The sequence below is a fragment of the Streptomyces dysideae genome (genome assembly GCF_001514305.1).
In the GTDB taxonomy this organism is placed as follows: Bacteria; Actinomycetota; Actinomycetes; order Streptomycetales; family Streptomycetaceae; genus Streptomyces; species Streptomyces dysideae.
This window is the reverse complement of the sequence record NZ_KQ949077.1, coordinates 83,015-99,314: the sequence shown is the minus strand read 5'-3', so window position 1 is coordinate 99,314 and position 16,300 is coordinate 83,015. Positions and strand designations below refer to the sequence as shown.

Genomic DNA, 16,300 nt, shown 5'->3' with positions numbered 1-16,300 from the left:
AGTCAGATGCCCTCGCCACGCGTCCTGGCGGGGGCATCGGGTCGGGTTTAACGGCAGAGCTTCATGATGGTGTCGTCGAAGTCGGGAAACTCTCGTGTGGCCTGCGCGATGATCGCCGTTGCCGACGCGCGGCGGTCCGGAGCGAATTGCTCCGCGATGGCCGTCAGGTCGCGATTGACCTGTGGAGCCCAATCCGGCTCGGGCTCGTATGAGGTGGCTGCTTCCCACGGGCCGAAGCCGTCAGCTAGCAGCCACAGGAAGGCGCCCAGGTCGCGAGCGACAACGCCCGTCTCTCCTTCGGAGCCCAGGAAGACAACGGGCTGCTCCACCAGCTCCCGACGTGGACGAACCAGCCAGAACGCTACGTTCCCGCCGGTGCCATCCTGGCCAAATACGCGGAAGTCGTCACCGTTCAGCTCGCTGTTGCCTGTCCACGCGCGGAACCAGTCGGTGGTCTCATCGGCGGTCAGGAAGGACTCGTAGGGTTCGAAGTCGACACCATCCTCGCCAATGCACTCGAGCCGGACTGCCATGGCAGCGGCGAGCGCGGCGGGGAACTGGCGATCTCCGTTCACGATCATGCGAACAGAGTAGCGATCGGCTTGGGCTGCCAAGCTGCTGATAGTGCTGGCGGATCTCCAGCCGAGATACGCGTGGGGCATGCTGTCACGGTGAGTGAATCCTCAAACGAGTGGCAGGCTTGGCTGAACAGTCTGGACGCGCGTGGAAGGGCGACAGCGGAGTCGCTGCGCGCCCGATTCGAAGCACTCGGCGCAGCCGATGCCGGCGACTGGGCCAAGTCGGAGATCTGTGAGGACCTTCCACACCTCGCGCGGTTCACGTTGCTGCGAAGTCTGTGGCGCGGTCCGATCGGCGGTTGGGCCGATCCGGATGCCATCGATCAGCTTCCTGTTGCCCAGCGGCTCCTTGCTGCTGGGGCGAACAAGGAGGATCTCGTTCGCCTGGCACGAGCGGTCGCCTATGAGGCAGTTTTCGCAACGCTCGATGAGCTCGACACCGGGAGTGATCTGAACGTATCGGGCATCGATGTCGGCTGGCTCGTCATGGAGTCAGTCGAAGACGGCGCCCCGACTGGTCGAGCCCTCTCGGGCCTGCACGAAGATCTCTTGGCCATGGACCCGAGTGGGCGCGATGGAGCGGACTTGTGGCAGTAGCCCTGGTGCAGGCCCCGCAGCGCACCCGGATGCCCTCGCTACTCGTGACAGCGAGGGCATCAGTCGTCAGGCGGCGCGGGCTGTGTGTAACTGCGCAACCCACCTCGTGACCTCGGTCAGGTGCTCGGGCTGTAGACCGAGGTGCGGGTCGGGCTGAATGAGGAGGGTCGCCGTTCCCTTGACAGTGCGCTCCACCGCCCATTCATGGTCGAGGCCGGTGAAGTCGTCGTCGATCCAGACGGCGGGGGCGTCGTCCAGCCAGGCGTCGACGTGGTCGCGCTTCCAGAGGTAGCCGTTGGGGTGGCTGGTGGTGATCTGGGGGCGCGGCAGGTCGACGTACGGCAGGTCAGGGAGGCGCAGAAGCGGGCCGATGAGGGTGGTGGCGTCCTGCCGCCAGCTGGTGCACCAGACGGGGGTGACCAGGCCGGTGCGGATCACGTCCATGAGCAGGCGGCCGTGGTCGGGGTTGAGCCAGACGGTGACCGGGTTGTCGGCGCTGCGGCCGGTGGGGACGACGTCGTGGCGGGCGTGGGTGGCCGGGGTCGAGCCCTCTGCGTCGGGGAAGGGTATGAGGACGCCGTCGATGTCGAGGAGCAGGTAGGGCGGGCGCATCGGTTCCTCCAGGGGAAGCCGGGCGAATAGCTGGTCAGAGCTTGCGAGCGCGGATCAGCAGGGTGGTGGGCCAGTGGCCCATGCGGGGGTCGTGGAACTCCTGGGCCGAGGTGAGCCAGAAGCCCGCCTGGCTGAGGTGCTTCTCCCACCGGTCCCTGGAGAACTCCCAGCGGGCGATGGGGAGGCGGGTGCGGTCGGGGAGGGTGACGTGGTCGCGGCGGGGCCGGTCGTCGCCCGAGGGGCTGCGGCCGCCGCGCTGCGGGTGGGGGACGGAGAAGGCGAGCACCCGGCCGGGCGTGAGGCGCTGGGCGATGGCCGGGAGCAGGAGCTCGGGCGCGACGAGCCCGACGGCGCCGAAGACGGAGTAGATCGCGTCGAACTGCTCGTTGGAGGCGTGCAGGTAGTGCAGGGCGTGGCCGGCGACGAAGGTGAGGTTGTTCAGCCGTCCGTAGTGGGAGCGGGCGCGGCGGACCTGGAGGCCGACCAGGTCGACGCCGGTGACGTGGGCACCGTGGCGGGTGGCGAGGTGGGCGGCGTTGTGGCCGGGGCCGCAGCCGAGTTCCAGGAGTCGCTTGCCGCGCAGGTCGGAGCCGAGGATCTCGGCGCCGGGACCTTGGCCGGGTCTCGTGGTCCATTCCATCCGGGCGGGTACGGAAAGGGGTTCGGCGAGTCCGGCGGCGGTGCGCTGGAGGGCGTGGGCGTGCCAGGGGGATGCCTGGGCGAGCACGTCAGATCTCCAGGAGGTGGAGGACGTCGGTGAGGTGGCGGCGGACGGCCTTGATGTAGGCGGGGTCCGTGGCCGGGTCGTTGATCCAGCGGATGGCCTGCTCCATGAACCACTCGACGGCCCACATGCGGTGCCAGCCCAGGGCCCAGTTCTCGGCGGTGAGCCCGCCGCGCGGGGCGAGGGCGTCGGGGGTGCCGCCGGCGGTGACGTACTGCTCCAGGAAGACGCGCAGGCGCACAGGGTGCGGGGGCTCGATGGTGCCGTGCCAGCTGGCGAGGTCGAGCAGACCGGGGCCGGTGAAGGCGCGGGCGAAGTCGAGCAGCCTCCAGCCGCGCTCGCCGATGTGGAGGCTGGTGGGGTGGAACTCAGAGTGCACCCATCCGAACGGTTCTAGCGTCGCTCCGGCCGAGCGGGCCTCGGCGGCCTGGGCGATCCGGTCGAGCGCGTCCTCGATGTCGTCGGCGTCCTGCCACCGGTCGGCCTTGCGCAGCCGTTCGAGATGCTCCAGCGCACGGGTCGGCAGCATGCGCAGTCGCTCCTGGTCGAGGACGGGCAAGGGCGGAGCCGTACGGGTGCCGTGCAGAACCACGGCCGCGGCCACGCCGTCGAGGTCGTCGGCCTCGCGGACGGACGGCCCGAGGTCCTCCATGAGCATGCCGAGCCAGCCGTCCAGGACGGCGGAGGCATGGACCTGGGGGACGGGAACGCCGAGGGTGTGGGCCAGCCGGAGGGTCTGGTCCTCACTGTCGAATGGCTTCTTGGCGTACTTGAAGATGGCCGTGGAGCCGTCGGGGAAGGCCACGCGCTCGACGCCGGACATGGACCACACGCGCACCTCCTCCCGTACAGCTGTGGTCTGGCCGGTCGCGGTGAGCAGGTTGTCGAGGAGTTCGGCGCTGGGGTTCGTGGTCACGGGCGGGCTCCGGGGTGATGGTGGCGTCCGGGGCGGGCGAGGGATGTCGACCCGCCCCGGAGCCTGATCGGGTGGTGGGCTACGCGGCGGGGTTCACGCGGTGGGCGTAGACCTGCTCGATCCAGCCCGCCTTGAACGCGGCGAGGTCGTCGCGGAAGTTCGCCATCGAGGCACCGTAGGGCGCGACCACGCCGCCGGACTGGTCCGGCACGGACTGGCAGCCGTGCACGAGTCGGCCTCCGAGGGCGGCGTGGGCCTTGATGGACTCGATGCGGCGGTGCTCGTTGAACCAGCCGCCGTGGTAGACCTCGTCGAGCATCCCGCCCGTCTCGTCGTCCAGGTCGAAGACGACGGAGGTGGCGGCGGGGAAGAACCAGCACGGGCCGACGTTGGAGATGTGCCCGTCGAGCTCGACCTTGTTGAGCGCCATGAGCGTGGCGGCCTCGCGGAGCATCCGTAGGTGGGTGGCGGTGATCTGCGGCAGGCCGAGGCTGGCCAGGTGCTCGTCGCGGAAGAGGTAGGCGTACACCTCGTACGCGGTGGCCAGGACGCGGGCCGCGTCGGAGGTGGACTCACCGTGGTGCTTGATGAAGCCGAGCGCGAGCTGCTCGACCGCGCTCTCGGTCGTCTCGTCCACGTCCAGGAGCTGGGCCTTGACCAGCTCCCAGTCGGCGACGAGCCACGTGTTGGACTCGAAGCGGAAGAAGTACTCGGCCGGGTCGATCATGATGCGCCGGCCGTCGACCTGGATGCCGGGCAAGCGGCTCCAGCGCGGGTCGAACGCCTCGGGCAGCTCGACCGGGATAGCCGTGGTCTCGATGGTGGTCACCGTGTCTCCGTCTCTGATCGGCCGGGTCCGGGCACACGAATGCCCGAGCCCGGTGTGGGCGTACGGAACTTCGGGGTGCCGCTCGGACCAAGGGGGAGCCTGGATCACGGTCGTGCCGTTCCGGGCGGCTGCTGATAAGTGAACCGGTGGTCACGCTCAGTGGGTACGGTGGAAGGCAGTTGAAGCGGTATACGCGGTTTACAGCTCCGGAGTGGAGGCGATCGTGGCGGCGCAGCAAGAACCCAACTCCCGTCTGCGCGACGTCATCGCGGCGGTCGACTGCACCTACGAGACCCTCGCCAGAGACGTGCGGCGCATCGCCGCCGAGAACGGCGAGATCCTCCAGACCAACAAGTCGGCCATCTCGCACTGGGTGAACGGCACCCGTGCCCCGTCCGGCCGGGTAGGCCAGTACCTGGCCGAGGCGCTGTCCCGCCGAGCGGGGCGCACGGTCACCCAGACCGAGATCGGCCTCCAGGCCAGCGATGACGAAGCGCCGGCGGAATCCGACCCAGTGCTCGCGGCTACCGACCTGGGCCGGGCCGACGTCGAGCGCCGCCGCTTCCTCACCATCGCGGCCTTCACCACCGCCGGCGTCGCCATGCCGCTCGGTTACGACCACGAAGCCACCGCCCGCATGCTCCGCGCCCGTACTGGCACGTCCCTGGTCGGCGCGGAGGACGTGGATGTCGTCCGGCAGATCACCGCGGCCTTCACCGCCGCCGACGAGCGCCTCGGCGGCGGGCACGGCCTGACCACCGTCACCGCGTACCTCGCCGACACAGCCGCCCCCATGCTGCGGGGACGCTTCCCCAGCGAAGCCTTACGCCGGGCCGCCTTCGGCGCTGTCGCCGAACTCGCCTACCTCGCAGGGTGGAAGCACCACGACCTCGGCGAGGAAGGTGCCGCCCAGCGCTACTACCAGGTCGGCTACAAGCTCGCCTGCGAAGCCGACCCCTTCGGCCACGCCGCCTGGATGATGCGTGCCCTCGCCCACCAGGCCCTCAGCCTCAAACAGCCCCACCACTGCGTCGACCTCGTCGAAGGGGCTTTGAAGCGCGGCCTCGGCCACGTCGACGGCCAGACGGAAGCACTCCTCCACATCACCCACGCCCGCGCCTACGCCGCCACCAACGAGAACCCGTCGGCCGCACGCGCCCTGCTCGCCGCCGAGGACGCCCTCCTACGGGACGACGGCCCTCAGCCCAGCTACTCCCGTGTGAGCGGCCCCGCCGCGGGCACCGTGGCCAGCCACACCGCCCGCACCCTGACTGACCTCGCCGACCACATCGGCACCGAACAGCAGCACCGAGACGCCCTCACCCGCTGGGACCCGGAGAAGTACAAGCGCGTCCACGCCCTCACCCACGCAGACCTCGGCGACAGCCTCGCCGCCCAGGCACGCGCCGACGAGGCCGTTGCCGCCTGGACCCAGGCCCTGGTCCTCATGGAGGGCATGACCTCCGACCGCACCCGCAAGGCGATCACCTCGATCCGCTCCACTCTCGCGGTCTACCAGAGGCGCAAAGTGCCCGGTGCCGCTGATCTCGCTCGCCGCGCCCGCGAGGCCCTCGCCTAACATGCCCAACAACCCGCCCGACGAAGGGAACACCGTGGCCCAGCAGACCGACGACCAGCCGAAGGCCCTCAAGCCGGCGCTCGAATCGATGACCCTGCTGGTCGCCGCGGTCATCGTCCACGACAAGGCCACCAACCGCGTAGTCCTCCTCCAGCGCAGCGAGAACGCCAAGTTCGCCCAGGGAATGTGGGACCTCCCCGTCGGCAAGAGCGAGCCCGGCGAGCCCATCACCGAAACCGCGGTCCGCGAGCTCTACGAGGAGACTGGCCTCACGGTGAAGCCCGAGTCCCTCAAGGTCGCCCACATCATCCACGGCGCTTGGGGCGTCGAGGCCCCCAACGGCTTCCTCACGGTCGTCTTCGCCGCCCACGAATGGACCGGCGAACCCGAGAACCGCGAACCCCGCAAGCACTCCCAGGTCCGCTGGGTCGACGCCAACGCCATCCCCGAGGCGTTCGTGGATACCACGGCCAGCGCCCTCCACCATTACCTGAATGACGGCTCGGAGGTCTCGCTGGACGGCTGGTCGGCAGCGTGAGCATCACGCTGCTCCACCTCATACCCAAGGACCCGCACTTTTCGCCTGCGCCCGCTGCGAGCGAGGCTGCGCAAGCCCGGCTACGACAACTGGTTCCTGAGGAGTTGGGCGGTTACGACGTCTGGCACATCCCCGGCACAGCCTTCATTGATCCCGGGGAGAACTGGTGTGGTGTCCGGTGCCCCGTATGCGGCTTCGACATCGAAGACTGGTGGGGCGACGCGATGGACACGGCAACGCTTCCAGACGGCTATTTCGACGCGCTTGCCGTGACGATGTCCTGTTGCTCTGCCCAGACGGACTTGAACGCCCTCGACTACGTCGAGGCTGCGGGTTTCGCCAGGTACAGCCTCGTCACCACAGACCCAGAATGCGAGCTGCCACTACCGCCAGCCACCGTCCAGGCGCTGGAGGACCTCCTGGGCACGGACCTGCGACAGGTCATCGCCCGGTACTGACGTCAAGCGCTGGCTTCGCTAGGCGGGGCCGCTCGGAAACAGAAGCTCGTACGGCAGGTGATCGTCGTCAGGTACGCACGGCACGTAGTCCGGGGCCGTGCGTGCGGCCACAGCCAGCAGGCGAGCGGCAGCCTCCTCCTCGGAGAGGGAGGCAAGCCCGAGGGCGTGCAGAAGGCGGTCGCGCTCGGCGTCGAAGTCTGGGTGGTCGGCCCGAAGGCCCGAGCCGAGCTCGCTGATCGCGAAGCCCTTCACCAGGTCGCGCCAGAAGGGCAGGACCACGATGAGGGCGATGGCCTCGACGAGGTCGGCGCCGATCAGTGTCGCCTGGCCCTCCGAGTCGGCGTACAGGACGGGCCTCTCCTCGGCCCCGGCTTCCCCGCACAGGAAGTAGGTGCCGCCAGCGCCGCAGCCGGCTATCGGGTGCAGGGGAAGCCAAGGGCAAGGTCCTCAATGGGGTCCCGGCGCTCGATGTCGAAGTCGCCAGGCCAGGCGAGCGCGGCAGCAAGGGAAGGCTCCTGCTCGATCCGAAGGAGTAGATCGTCTGGTGCGGTCATGGGCGGAACGTAACAGCTCCCTCGGACGTCTGGTGCGGCTGGCCTGCTGATCGACGCTAAGCGGTACTGTCAGTAGGGCGTGGCACAGTTCGGCCATGAGCTACGACCTGGCGGTGTGGGAAGGCAGCAAGCCCGCTGACGATGTGATCGCGGGCGAGGTCCTCACCCAGCTGTACGACCGCTACATCGACACGGAGGAAGAGTTTCCACCGTCACCGCGTATCGCGGAGTACGTTGCTGGGCTCTTGGCGCGATGGGTGGATCTCACGGAGGACGAGGAGGACACCTCCCCTTGGTCGACGGGGCCGTTGATCGGCGAGGCGGCCGGGCCGTTCATCTACTTCCCAATGCGGTACAGCATGGCCGAGGAAGCGTCGGCCTACGCTGCGGACCTCGCGGCATCGATGGGGCTTGTCTGCTTCGATCCGCAGCTTCGGCTGCTGAGGCCGTGGCTGCTTCCGCCCGTAAGCGTGTGTAGCGCCCCGGGAAGGCAGCCAGTAACCCGCTCACTCGTGCTGGCGGGCGGGACAGCACGGTATGGAATTCTGCCGTCCTCAATACCGTGCTAGAGGTTGCGAAGCACAGTGCGCAAAGCGGCAGGAAGGCTGTCTCGTTGGAGTCCGCTCTTCTCGTGCTGGCGTGCTCGCCGGCCTGTCTCGTGGCGCACCTCGACGCCGTAGCGCCCACGTGCGTCCTGTACCGCGCAGACCGAGACTGCCTTCGCCGTGTTGGTGGCGCCCCCTTCAAAGCATTGGTCGTGACCGTCGTGGGGTGTGACGCGGCGCCAAGGTCTGTGAGGGCGTACACATTGAGCGAGTTGGTTTGCGAGAGCTTGCGCGCTGCTGGGACGAGCAACTGGATCGAGAGAGAGTCCTCGCTCGACGACGCTGCCGAGGCCCTGGGAGACATGCGGGGCGACATCGCGCAGTTTGTCGAACTGGCCGTGGAGAATTCGCTCCCTGCGGGCGCTTCGTCCCAGGGTTATCGGCCCGTTCGGGTACTGCCCGGACAGGAGGTAGAACATGGTGGCAGCCAGCGAGTAGACGTCTGAGGCCACCGAGCATTTGCCTGTACTCAGTACCTCCGGAGCTACGGTGGCGTATGTTCCGTTCGCGGCGGTATAGCCGTCGGCATCCATCCGCGCGGCAAAACCAAGATCTCCCAGCAGGACGTTTTTGCCGGTGTCGACGAACGCGTTGCCTGGTTTGACGTCGCGATGCAGTAGGCCGGCGGCGTGGACGCGCTCAAGTCCGTGCCCGAGCTGCTGGCCCCAGCGCACCGCCTTGGCGATGTCGATGCCGAACGGTACTGAAGCGGTTTCAAGATCGCCGTCCATGACGGGCATCGTGATGTAGCGGATGTCGGTCCCGCTGGCGATGTCGGCGTTGTAGACGGGGAGGAGGTACTGGCTCTGCAGCTCCTTGAGCGCCTGGGCTTCGTCCCACGTGGCTGGCTGACCTGACTGCGGTTCGAAGAGCTTGAGCGCCACCTCTGCGCGCAGATGCTCGTCCTCGACCCGATAGACCTGGCCACCAGCCCCGCCCCCGAGGTGTTCCAGCACCTTGTAGCGATCACTGATGCGGTTCCCGACCTGGTGGTTGCCGACCTGGGCGATGACCGTTCCCGACATGCCTGTCACTCTATAGTGCTGTGCATGGAGGTACTTGGGATCAGTGTGGGCTTTCCAGCGGCAGGGCGAGGCCCTGTAGTTACCTGCGTTGTCCTGGGAGGATCGCAGGACGAGCCCCAGATTCAGGAGGCTTGTGAGCTTCGAACGGCGGCGTTGGAGGTCATCGACCAGGTTGAAGACCTGGGGCGCATGCTCAGTAGCAAGCTCTCGGCCTTGAATCCCAACGCCGTGGTGATCTGCGTTGCGGACGTTAGTCCCGCCGGGAACCGCAAGGCGGCACCCCGACATCGCCTCATGATCGAAGGTGCTCTCGGATACGTGTGTCGCGATCACAAGATCCAGCAGGTTGTGTACCGCAACGGCAAGGAAGTCGGCGAGGCGCTTGGCCTGAGCAAGGCGGAGGCACTGGCACGCGGTAAGACGCTGGACTCTAAGCGATCGGTGGCCGCTGCTGCGGCCCTTACGGGTTTGCCCGCTGCATCTACTACAGACCCGAATCTGTCGTAGACAAAGAGCGGGTCGGCGGTCGTTCTCCGAGGACGTCCAATGCATCTACGCCGCAGTCTGCGGCCTGCGCTGCAACCGCGGTCAGTTGATGGAGGACGACTGCGTGGATACGCCGTGCTCCGCGGCTGCGGGCGTGGCGGGCGGCCTGCGCCACCGTAGTGCCGCTGGCAAGGTTGACGTCCACGATCAGTACGTTCTGTGAGGCTGCGGCTGCCTGCGAGGACAAGCTGACCAAGTCGCTGCATGACGACAGGAGCGCGCCGACCAAGCGCTCGGCAACGGGGCTGGCGGCAAGGACCGCTTGGGCGCCGCACTGGCGAGCGACAGCGATCACTTGCTCGGTGGCGTCGCGTAGTGCACCCGGATCGGTGAGGCGCTCGATGTTGCTGTGAGCCGTGTCCACGGCGTCCAACAGATCGCTCATCGGTACACCCCCATAGGATCGCTGGCTTTCGGTATGTGCAGTCTTGATGGGCAACGGCGGCGTGCCAATACCGACGCTGATTCCGTTACCAACGACACTGCCTTCGGCTGCTGCGCGCGGCAAGCCGAACGGCTACCCATCACCCGTCCTGAGGTGTAACACGTCTCCAGGGAGAGTGGTACCGATTGCCGATCAAGCACGTGAGCGCAGCAGCATCCAGAAGACATCCAAGGGCAGCTACTCCAGGGAGTGGCACTCGTAGAAGGGCTCGGGCGCCATGAAGCTCAGGCCGTTCTCGTCGAGCGCGTTGAAGACGGTGACCCGGCCGTGTGGGAAGACGAACCCGATGGCCACCATCCCTTGCGCCGCATCGTGGCGCCAACGCAGGTCGAACCCAGGCCAACGGACGGACCCGGTGAGGGTCTCGCAGGACAGGAGAGGCTCCCCTGCCGCGGTGTGCGGTGAAGGGGAGCCTCGGCGAGCTGACCGTCTACCGGATCAGACCCCGTTCTCGTCGTCCTCGTTCCGTGGGCGGGGTTCGGCGGGCCGGTGCGGGCTGTGCGACGGGTCCCAGAAGTGGGGAGGCGGAGTGTCGTCCTCGCTCGTCTCCCACCGATCCTGGTCCCGGTCACCGGCGTTCGCGCTGCCCTCCGCCGTCCTCGGTGTGAACGTGCTCGCACCGGGGGCCACGTCCGGGTCGGTGAACGGCGGGCCTTCGGGGGCCGGGGAGCGGGGCGGCCAGGGGCCGGTAGTGTTCCCCTCGCTCGAAGGCTCGTCCTCCGGGCCATCGCCGGGAGCCAGGCCAAAGGCCCGCCTGATCTCGGCGGCGGCCTCGTCCAGCCCCTCCGTTTTCAAGAACCTCATTACGCGGTGCGCGAGCACCGTGTACCCGTCCATGTCCGGCTTCAGGCCCGCCTCCGTCAGCAACAGGCGCAGTCGATCCGAGACCCCTACTTCCTCCTCGCGGTCGAAAACCCCTCCTCCGTGGTCGTCCCCGTCCCACAGCGGGCCCCCGACGGTCGCTTCGCTCCGTGCGCTCACGGGTGGGACGAGCAGGTGGCGGAATAGCTCGGGCACTTCCTCGTCGTTGGCCGCCGCCGCGACCTGTGCGAGCGGGCCGATCATGTCGACCGCCTTCTCGATTTCGTTCTCGTGGCGGGCGAGCCACCACACCACCGCGCTGCCCGCGCTCTTGAGCACGTCGTCACCGAGGTAGCGCCGCTTGTTGCGCTCGTGCTGACGCTCGTACTCCCAGATCTCCTCGTCCTTGCGAAGGTCGTTCAGCTTCTGCAGGCGTTCGCGGTCGGCGGGGGCGAGGGTCAGCGTCACATCGGCCGCCATGGCCTTCACCCGTCCGCTCAGGTCGGGGAGCAGAATGCCCAGCTGCCCCTCCAAGAGGTACCGTGCGAAGCTGGCCCGGCCGGGTTCCTCGTGACGGACGACCTCCAGGGCCCGGCTGACGACCGAGGACACGGCGAGGGCTGAGGAGGCACTGTCTGCCTGGCCGGCGTGGTCGGGGACCGGCCTCCACCACACGGTGGCGGAGAAGAGGAAGTCGTAGCCGTTCGTCGCGCTCGACAGCGCCGCGTCGACCACCCGTGCCTCCTGGTACGGCTGCTCCGTCGGCACCGCGGGCGGCTCGGGCTCCCCGGGCTCGTACGGGTCGGCGGACGTGTGGCCACCGCTGAGGACCGTCATCACGAGCAGCAGGGAACCGGAGGCCGTGACCATGGACATAAAGCCCCACAACCATGCCGACCAGTCCAGAAAGTGTCCGAGCACGGCCGGTGCGAGGCCGCAGAGAGCGACGAACAGCAGGCTGGGAAAACGGTGTTTCATCGTTCCTCTTCCGTGATCCGTGGTTCGGCGCCCGCACGCTCCTTACTCTCCGGGCGGGCGTACTGCGCTTGGTCGATGTGCCGCCAGAAGAGGGCGGCGACGGCCGCCCGGGACGGGTGGCGCGCAGACCGTGCCCAGCCGCAGGCGATGACGTAGAGGCGGTGGAGGGCGGCCGTGCGGCCGTGCGTCGCCCTGACCATCACGTCCAGCGCCATCTCTTGCGTGCGGTCGTCCGCCACGGCGTCCAGCCAGCTGCTCACCAGCGGGTTCCAGAGTTCCGTCGGCGGTTGCGAGAACACCGTCTTCCAGCCCAGGAACAGGTCCGGCCAGCGGGGTGGGTCCGGCGCTCGGTCGCTCCTCAACAGCTCTGCGAGCAGGTGGAGATGGGAATGTGCCCCGGGTTGTTCCTGACGTGCCCGGTCCCGCAGGCGGTCGATCAGCAGTCGGTAGAGCCGACGGTCACGGCCGGCGAGGTCGAGAAGCGCTTCCCGGGCCCCGTGCGCTGCCCCCTCCCTCCGTACGGCGAGGTGGTGGAGGCGCACCACTGCTTGATCTGGGTGCGTCGCGCCGAGGCTCTGGTGACAGGCGGTTGTCAAGACACGGGCCAGGCCGTCAGACAAGGAGCCGGACCTCGTGACGCACTCGTACATCCGCCTGCGGAACCACCCCCCGAACTCCTCGTGACGGAGACCGAGTTCGAGAGCTGTCGCGGCTCGCGGATCGCTGGACGCCCTGGCCGCGTCGTTCGCCCAGCGCACCACGAGGCCGAAGAGGTCGTCGGGCCGCCGGACGGCCAGAGACCGCTCGCCGAAGCGGACGACGACGTCCACCTGGTCGTCGGTGGTCAGGCCGTCCAGCTCGGCGGCAGAGCCGATCCAGTCCCTGAGGCCGTTGCGTACCCCGGGGAAGTTCGCCCAGAAGTACGTCCGCACCGCGTCGGCGTAGGCCAGCCGCTCGAAGCGGAGCCGTCCGTCCGGGGCCCGTTCGATCCCGAGCGCTTTCAACCGCTCCCCGAAGTCCGTCTGCGCGAACTCGGAGGTCACCTCCTCCTTGTGCCCCACTTCCTTCAATAGGCGTTGCCATGCCTCGTAAACGGTGTCTGCGCGAGATCCTTCGAACACTGCCGCCGCGAGCAGCAAGGCCCGCTCGGGCGCGGTGCGGACCGCGACCATCTGCTGACCCACCTCACCGGCACGGTCGGTCACCGCGTGCATCGCCTGGTCGAGCCATCCCGCGAAGTCGGATCCGAACCGGCCACTGTCGCGAGCGGCCTTCACCAGCCTCGCGAGCCGCGCCAGTTCCCGCATGGGGGAGCGGTCACACAGGTGTTGGAGGCCGGCGCTCCTCAGATCCGCAGGGTGGAAGGCCATCCGGTCCATGCGGAGGTACCGGGTGACGACAGCGACGCCCCGGGGGCGCTCCAGCTTCACCCTGTGCGGTTCGAAGTCCGGCGCATGGGCGTACTCCATGACCGACGGCAGGACGACGACCATGTGGGCCCCCGCCTCCTGGACCTTCGACCGGTGCACGGCCAGACGGCGCTGGGCCCTGGTGTACTCCTCTTCGTCGGTGATCCCGGAGAGGTCGAGAAGGAAACGGTCCCCCTCGCCGGGGGTGAGTGGCTTGTCGTTCCTGTTCTCGTCCTTGGCTGTGGCGGGAAGCTCCTCGACCCGAACCCTCTCCTCGTCGGTGTTCCTGTCATCCCCGACCCCGTGCAGCAGCATGATTGCCGCGGCACGGCGGCCGCTGCCGGGCGGTCCCTCCAGCAGCACCACCGATCCTGGTTTCTCCAAGTGGTCGGCGGCGATGCGGTAGCCCCTAGGGGGAACGAACCGGTCGGCCAGGCGCACCCGGTCCTCGAGGGCGATCCGGAGGGACTCGACCCCTTTGCGGGTCATCCAGTCCGTGGCAGCGCCGTAGAAGACGTACTGATGCCCCTCGCCGTTGTTCACCGGGCCGTGCGGATCGGTGACGGTGACGCGGTCCTGCTCGGTCATCGCCCGTCGTCCCAGCGTCGGCGCTCGCGCTCGAAGCGCTGGTGGACCGTACCGCTGTTGTCGCCGGCGGTGAACTGGACCCCGGTGTTGTCGCCCTCGAAGTGAGGCGCGTTGTACTGGTGGCCCCGGCCGGTGTTCACGGGCCCCTGCGGCTCGTTGACGAAGGTGCCGGACAGGTCTCCGTTGAGGTTTCCGATGCCGCCGCGCACGCGCTGTTCGACGTCACGCGTCCGCATCCTGATGTGCCCGGTGTCCCGGGCCGACTTCTCGTGTGACTTCGCCTCCGTCCGCTCCCTTGCCGCACGGCCGTCGCGGTCCACCCTGCTCAGCTCGGGCAGCAGCCGGGCGAGGGTGTCTCCGAGCGTCGTCAGGTCCGATTCGGCGTTGCGGTGGTCGAACCGCCTGTACTGGAAGTCCGCCAGCTCCAGCAGATCGTCCGGAAGGACGGTGCGGTCGATCCGCGTGGCCTTTCCGACGAGCACGGGGATCACCAGGATCCCGCGGTCGAGCGCGGTCTGGATCTCGCGACGGGTCCAGTCCTGTTCGGCTTCGAGCGCGGGGCGGCCGTCGGTCCCCCGTACCTCCGCCCAGCGCGGGCCGATCACGGCGAGGAGCGCCTCGCACTCCTCCACCGCTCTGACCAGTTCCGCCGGGAAACGGCGTCCGGGATCAATTGAGTTGCTGGCGAAGAAGATCCGCTCGTCGCCGAACCTCCGGGTGAGCTCCCGGGCGATCATGGTCGCGGCGGATTCCTCGTCGCCTGTGCGGTAGTTGACGAAGACGTCGGGCATGAAGGTTCCCTTCGTGAGAGAAAGGCGAGTGAACGGGCACAGGGCTGTGGACCGGGGGTTTCGGTTCACCCGAGCCATGGCGTCCCGACCGTGTGACGGCATGGCGCGTCCACGGGAGGGCATGCGAATGGAGGGGCACCGCCTGTGCGTCACTGGCTGCGGGCAGCCCGGAGAAGCCGGGGGACGCGATGCGACGCGTCGGGCGGGAATCAGAGAGGCCCGCGGGGATCATGGGATCCGGAGGGCCGGAGGGGGCGGTAGTGGGGCGAGCCGGGCGGCTCGAGTCCGTGTCGGTCGTGGAGCGGCTGTCAGTCGTGCGCGGGAGCGAGTACGCGCGCCAGCGCGGGTTGTAGATCACGCACGGCGCGGCTGCTCCGAAACCGGGACAGTTCCCGTGAGAGGCGTCGGACGTCGCTGTTCACCGTCGCCGAGGGCACGGCCGGCATCACTCCCAGGAGCTCCCCGGCGATCGCGCACGCGTGCTCGACCTCCCCGGAGGCGGCATGTGCCAGGGACCTGCGGAAGCCGTACCGGGCGCGGGTACGCAGCGCGTGCGGCGGAAGGCGGCGGTACTCTCGGTCGAGTACCTCGGCAGCAGTCTTGGGGCGCCCGAGGTCGTGCAGACACCAGCCGGTCGACATCGCCGCCGGATCGCTCACGTGTGAGGTGCCGATCACGGGCTCGGCGCCGTTGAGGGCGTCATCGTCGGCGAGCAGTTCCCGCGCCCTATCGAGGCTGCGGAGGCAGTCGACTTCGTTGCCGACGACCGCGTGCCCTTGGGCCTCTCGTTGGGCCGCGAGTCCCCTGATGCGCGGTGGGAGTTCGCTGCTCTGGGCACGGCGGGCCAGGGCGACGGTGCCAGCGGCGTCCCCGCCGTACATTGTGACCAGGGCGCGCCGCACCAGTGCGTAGGAACCGAGGTACGGGTCACCCCCGGCGCGCGCCAATTCGACGGCCTCGCCCGTCCAGCCGAGTGCTGCGTCGCTGTCCCCGGCCTCCTGGGCCATCCAGCCGGTGAACTCCGCGAACCGTGAGGCGAGCAGGAACGCAGGGGCCCGGGAGGCGGACCGGGCGTCGGAGGCGAGCCCGGCGACCATGCGGGTCTGCGTCTCCAACAGGGGGAGCAAGATCTTGGGAGCGGTGGACTGGCCGAGCTTCCGCAGCTGGTCGAATTGCATGCGGTAGGAGCCCAGGAGGGGGTCGTCGGCGTAGGACAACGCCTGACCGCCGAGTTTCAGGCTGAGGTCGATCAGCACTCCCGTGCCCGCCGAGAGGACTGCCCGACGCCCGACTAGCCAGCGGCAGGGACCGGCGGGGGAGGCGGCGGAGCCCGAGTCCGCTTCGGGGCGGACGACCAAGCGCTGCAGTTCGCCGTCCGCGCCGAGAAGGGCGTCACACCGCCGGGCCAGTTCGGGGGACGTGGAACGCTCTCCGCGCTCGACCTTGCTGAGGTGCCCCTTGTCGTAGTTGAGCGCCACGGAGAACTCGGTAAGAGTTAGCCCCGCTTCCACTCGTAAACGGCGAAGTTCCGGGCCAAAACGTAAAGTCGTGCTCATCATCAACCTCCCCTTGAACAGTGACCGCGAGAGCCGTCCGCCCTCACGGGAGCCGTCATCAGACGACCACCGGTCGACGCGAAACCCGATGGTGAACACTTGCTGTAACGGTGTCGTTTCGCTTCGCGTCCGAAACTGAGTCTGGCACGACCCTCGTTTGGAGAATCGGGG

At 68.5% G+C, this 16,300-nt stretch carries 18 protein-coding genes; 6 read left to right on the top strand and 12 right to left on the bottom strand.

The features are described from left to right. Positions 1 to 47 precede the first annotated feature (47 nt). Positions 48 to 581, bottom strand: coding sequence for a hypothetical protein (locus tag AQJ91_RS06775; RefSeq protein ID WP_067017429.1), 534 nt, complete (start codon positions 579 to 581; stop codon positions 48 to 50). A gap of 90 nt (positions 582 to 671) precedes the next feature. On the opposite strand from AQJ91_RS06775, the gene AQJ91_RS06770 reads away from it, so the two are divergent. Next, positions 672 to 1,175, top strand: coding sequence for a hypothetical protein (locus tag AQJ91_RS06770; RefSeq protein WP_234381855.1), 504 nt, complete (start codon positions 672 to 674; stop codon positions 1,173 to 1,175). A 66-nt stretch (positions 1,176 to 1,241) separates the two neighbouring features. Here AQJ91_RS06770 and AQJ91_RS06765 read toward each other — a convergent pair whose 3' ends face one another. The 4 genes from AQJ91_RS06765 to AQJ91_RS06750 form a co-directional block, all read right to left on the bottom strand. Further along, complete coding sequence (locus AQJ91_RS06765; RefSeq protein ID WP_067017428.1) at positions 1,242 to 1,787, bottom strand: HAD domain-containing protein; 546 nt, start codon at positions 1,785 to 1,787, stop codon at positions 1,242 to 1,244. 34 nt (positions 1,788 to 1,821) lie between these two features. Then, positions 1,822 to 2,514 carry a class I SAM-dependent methyltransferase gene (locus AQJ91_RS06760; protein ID WP_067017427.1) on the bottom strand — a complete coding sequence of 231 codons (693 nt, stop codon included), beginning with the start codon at positions 2,512 to 2,514 and terminating at the stop codon, positions 1,822 to 1,824. Between the two features lies 1 nt (position 2,515). Beyond that, positions 2,516 to 3,427 (bottom strand): phosphotransferase family protein, encoded by a 912-nt coding sequence (locus AQJ91_RS06755; RefSeq protein ID WP_067017413.1) that lies wholly within the window; start codon positions 3,425 to 3,427, stop codon positions 2,516 to 2,518. A 79-nt stretch (positions 3,428 to 3,506) separates the two neighbouring features. Beyond that, entirely contained in the window at positions 3,507 to 4,256 is a 750-nt protein-coding gene (locus AQJ91_RS06750; protein WP_067017412.1) for a hypothetical protein, read from the bottom strand. Positions 4,257 to 4,479: 223 nt separating this feature from the next. On the opposite strand from AQJ91_RS06750, the gene AQJ91_RS06745 reads away from it, so the two are divergent. Genes AQJ91_RS06745 through AQJ91_RS06735 form a run of 3 tightly spaced genes read left to right on the top strand, consistent with a single transcriptional unit; the run spans position 4,480 to position 6,831 of the window. After that, positions 4,480 to 5,835: an NsdA family TPR-like regulatory protein gene (locus tag AQJ91_RS06745; protein WP_067018021.1), complete on the top strand. Its 1,356-nt coding sequence runs from the start codon at positions 4,480 to 4,482 to the stop codon at positions 5,833 to 5,835. A gap of 1 nt (position 5,836) precedes the next feature. Continuing rightward, complete coding sequence (locus tag AQJ91_RS06740) at positions 5,837 to 6,373, top strand: NUDIX domain-containing protein (protein ID WP_055418056.1); 537 nt, start codon at positions 5,837 to 5,839, stop codon at positions 6,371 to 6,373. Next, positions 6,370 to 6,831 (top strand): hypothetical protein, encoded by a 462-nt coding sequence (locus AQJ91_RS06735; protein ID WP_079084730.1) that lies wholly within the window; start codon positions 6,370 to 6,372, stop codon positions 6,829 to 6,831. Before AQJ91_RS06740 ends, AQJ91_RS06735 begins: the two co-directional genes overlap by 4 nt. Positions 6,832 to 6,849: 18 nt before the next feature. Here the strand turns inward: AQJ91_RS06735 and AQJ91_RS06730 are convergent, their stop codons facing one another. Beyond that, complete coding sequence (locus AQJ91_RS06730) at positions 6,850 to 7,110, bottom strand: hypothetical protein (protein WP_067017411.1); 261 nt, start codon at positions 7,108 to 7,110, stop codon at positions 6,850 to 6,852. Between the two features lie 370 nt (positions 7,111 to 7,480). Here AQJ91_RS06730 and AQJ91_RS06725 point away from each other — a divergent pair, with 370 nt between their 5' ends. Continuing rightward, positions 7,481 to 7,954: a hypothetical protein gene (locus AQJ91_RS06725; RefSeq protein WP_324617978.1), complete on the top strand. Its 474-nt coding sequence runs from the start codon at positions 7,481 to 7,483 to the stop codon at positions 7,952 to 7,954. On the opposite strand, the gene AQJ91_RS06720 is transcribed toward AQJ91_RS06725, so the two are convergent. Further along, positions 7,951 to 9,015 carry a serine/threonine-protein kinase gene (locus tag AQJ91_RS06720; RefSeq protein WP_067017409.1) on the bottom strand — a complete coding sequence of 355 codons (1,065 nt, stop codon included), beginning with the start codon at positions 9,013 to 9,015 and terminating at the stop codon, positions 7,951 to 7,953. The two genes, AQJ91_RS06725 and AQJ91_RS06720, sit on opposite strands and share 4 nt — an antisense overlap. 153 nt (positions 9,016 to 9,168) lie before the next feature. On the opposite strand from AQJ91_RS06720, the gene AQJ91_RS53405 reads away from it, so the two are divergent. Then, positions 9,169 to 9,522 carry a hypothetical protein gene (locus tag AQJ91_RS53405; RefSeq protein ID WP_159054500.1) on the top strand — a complete coding sequence of 118 codons (354 nt, stop codon included), beginning with the start codon at positions 9,169 to 9,171 and terminating at the stop codon, positions 9,520 to 9,522. On the opposite strand, the gene AQJ91_RS53400 is transcribed toward AQJ91_RS53405, so the two are convergent. The 5 genes from AQJ91_RS53400 to AQJ91_RS06695 all read right to left on the bottom strand — a co-directional run bounded on the left by AQJ91_RS53400 (position 9,500) and on the right by AQJ91_RS06695 (position 16,129). Further along, entirely contained in the window at positions 9,500 to 9,946 is a 447-nt protein-coding gene (locus AQJ91_RS53400) for a phosphoribosyltransferase (protein ID WP_055418051.1), read from the bottom strand. The two genes, AQJ91_RS53405 and AQJ91_RS53400, sit on opposite strands and share 23 nt — an antisense overlap. Before the next feature lie 498 nt (positions 9,947 to 10,444). Continuing rightward, positions 10,445 to 11,785, bottom strand: a complete 1,341-nt coding sequence (locus tag AQJ91_RS06710; protein ID WP_067017408.1) for a hypothetical protein — start codon at positions 11,783 to 11,785, stop codon at positions 10,445 to 10,447. Next, the gene (locus AQJ91_RS06705) at positions 11,782 to 13,782 is read right to left on the bottom strand and encodes a hypothetical protein (protein ID WP_067017407.1); all 2,001 of its coding nucleotides are present in this window, start codon (positions 13,780 to 13,782) and stop codon (positions 11,782 to 11,784) included. Before AQJ91_RS06705 ends, AQJ91_RS06710 begins: the two co-directional genes overlap by 4 nt. After that, positions 13,779 to 14,573 (bottom strand): toll/interleukin-1 receptor domain-containing protein, encoded by a 795-nt coding sequence (locus AQJ91_RS06700; RefSeq protein ID WP_055418048.1) that lies wholly within the window; start codon positions 14,571 to 14,573, stop codon positions 13,779 to 13,781. The genes AQJ91_RS06705 and AQJ91_RS06700 overlap by 4 nt, the downstream gene beginning before the upstream one ends. A 308-nt stretch (positions 14,574 to 14,881) precedes the next feature. After that, positions 14,882 to 16,129, bottom strand: coding sequence for a helix-turn-helix domain-containing protein (locus AQJ91_RS06695; protein WP_067018017.1), 1,248 nt, complete (start codon positions 16,127 to 16,129; stop codon positions 14,882 to 14,884). Between the last annotated feature and the right edge of the window lie 171 nt (positions 16,130 to 16,300).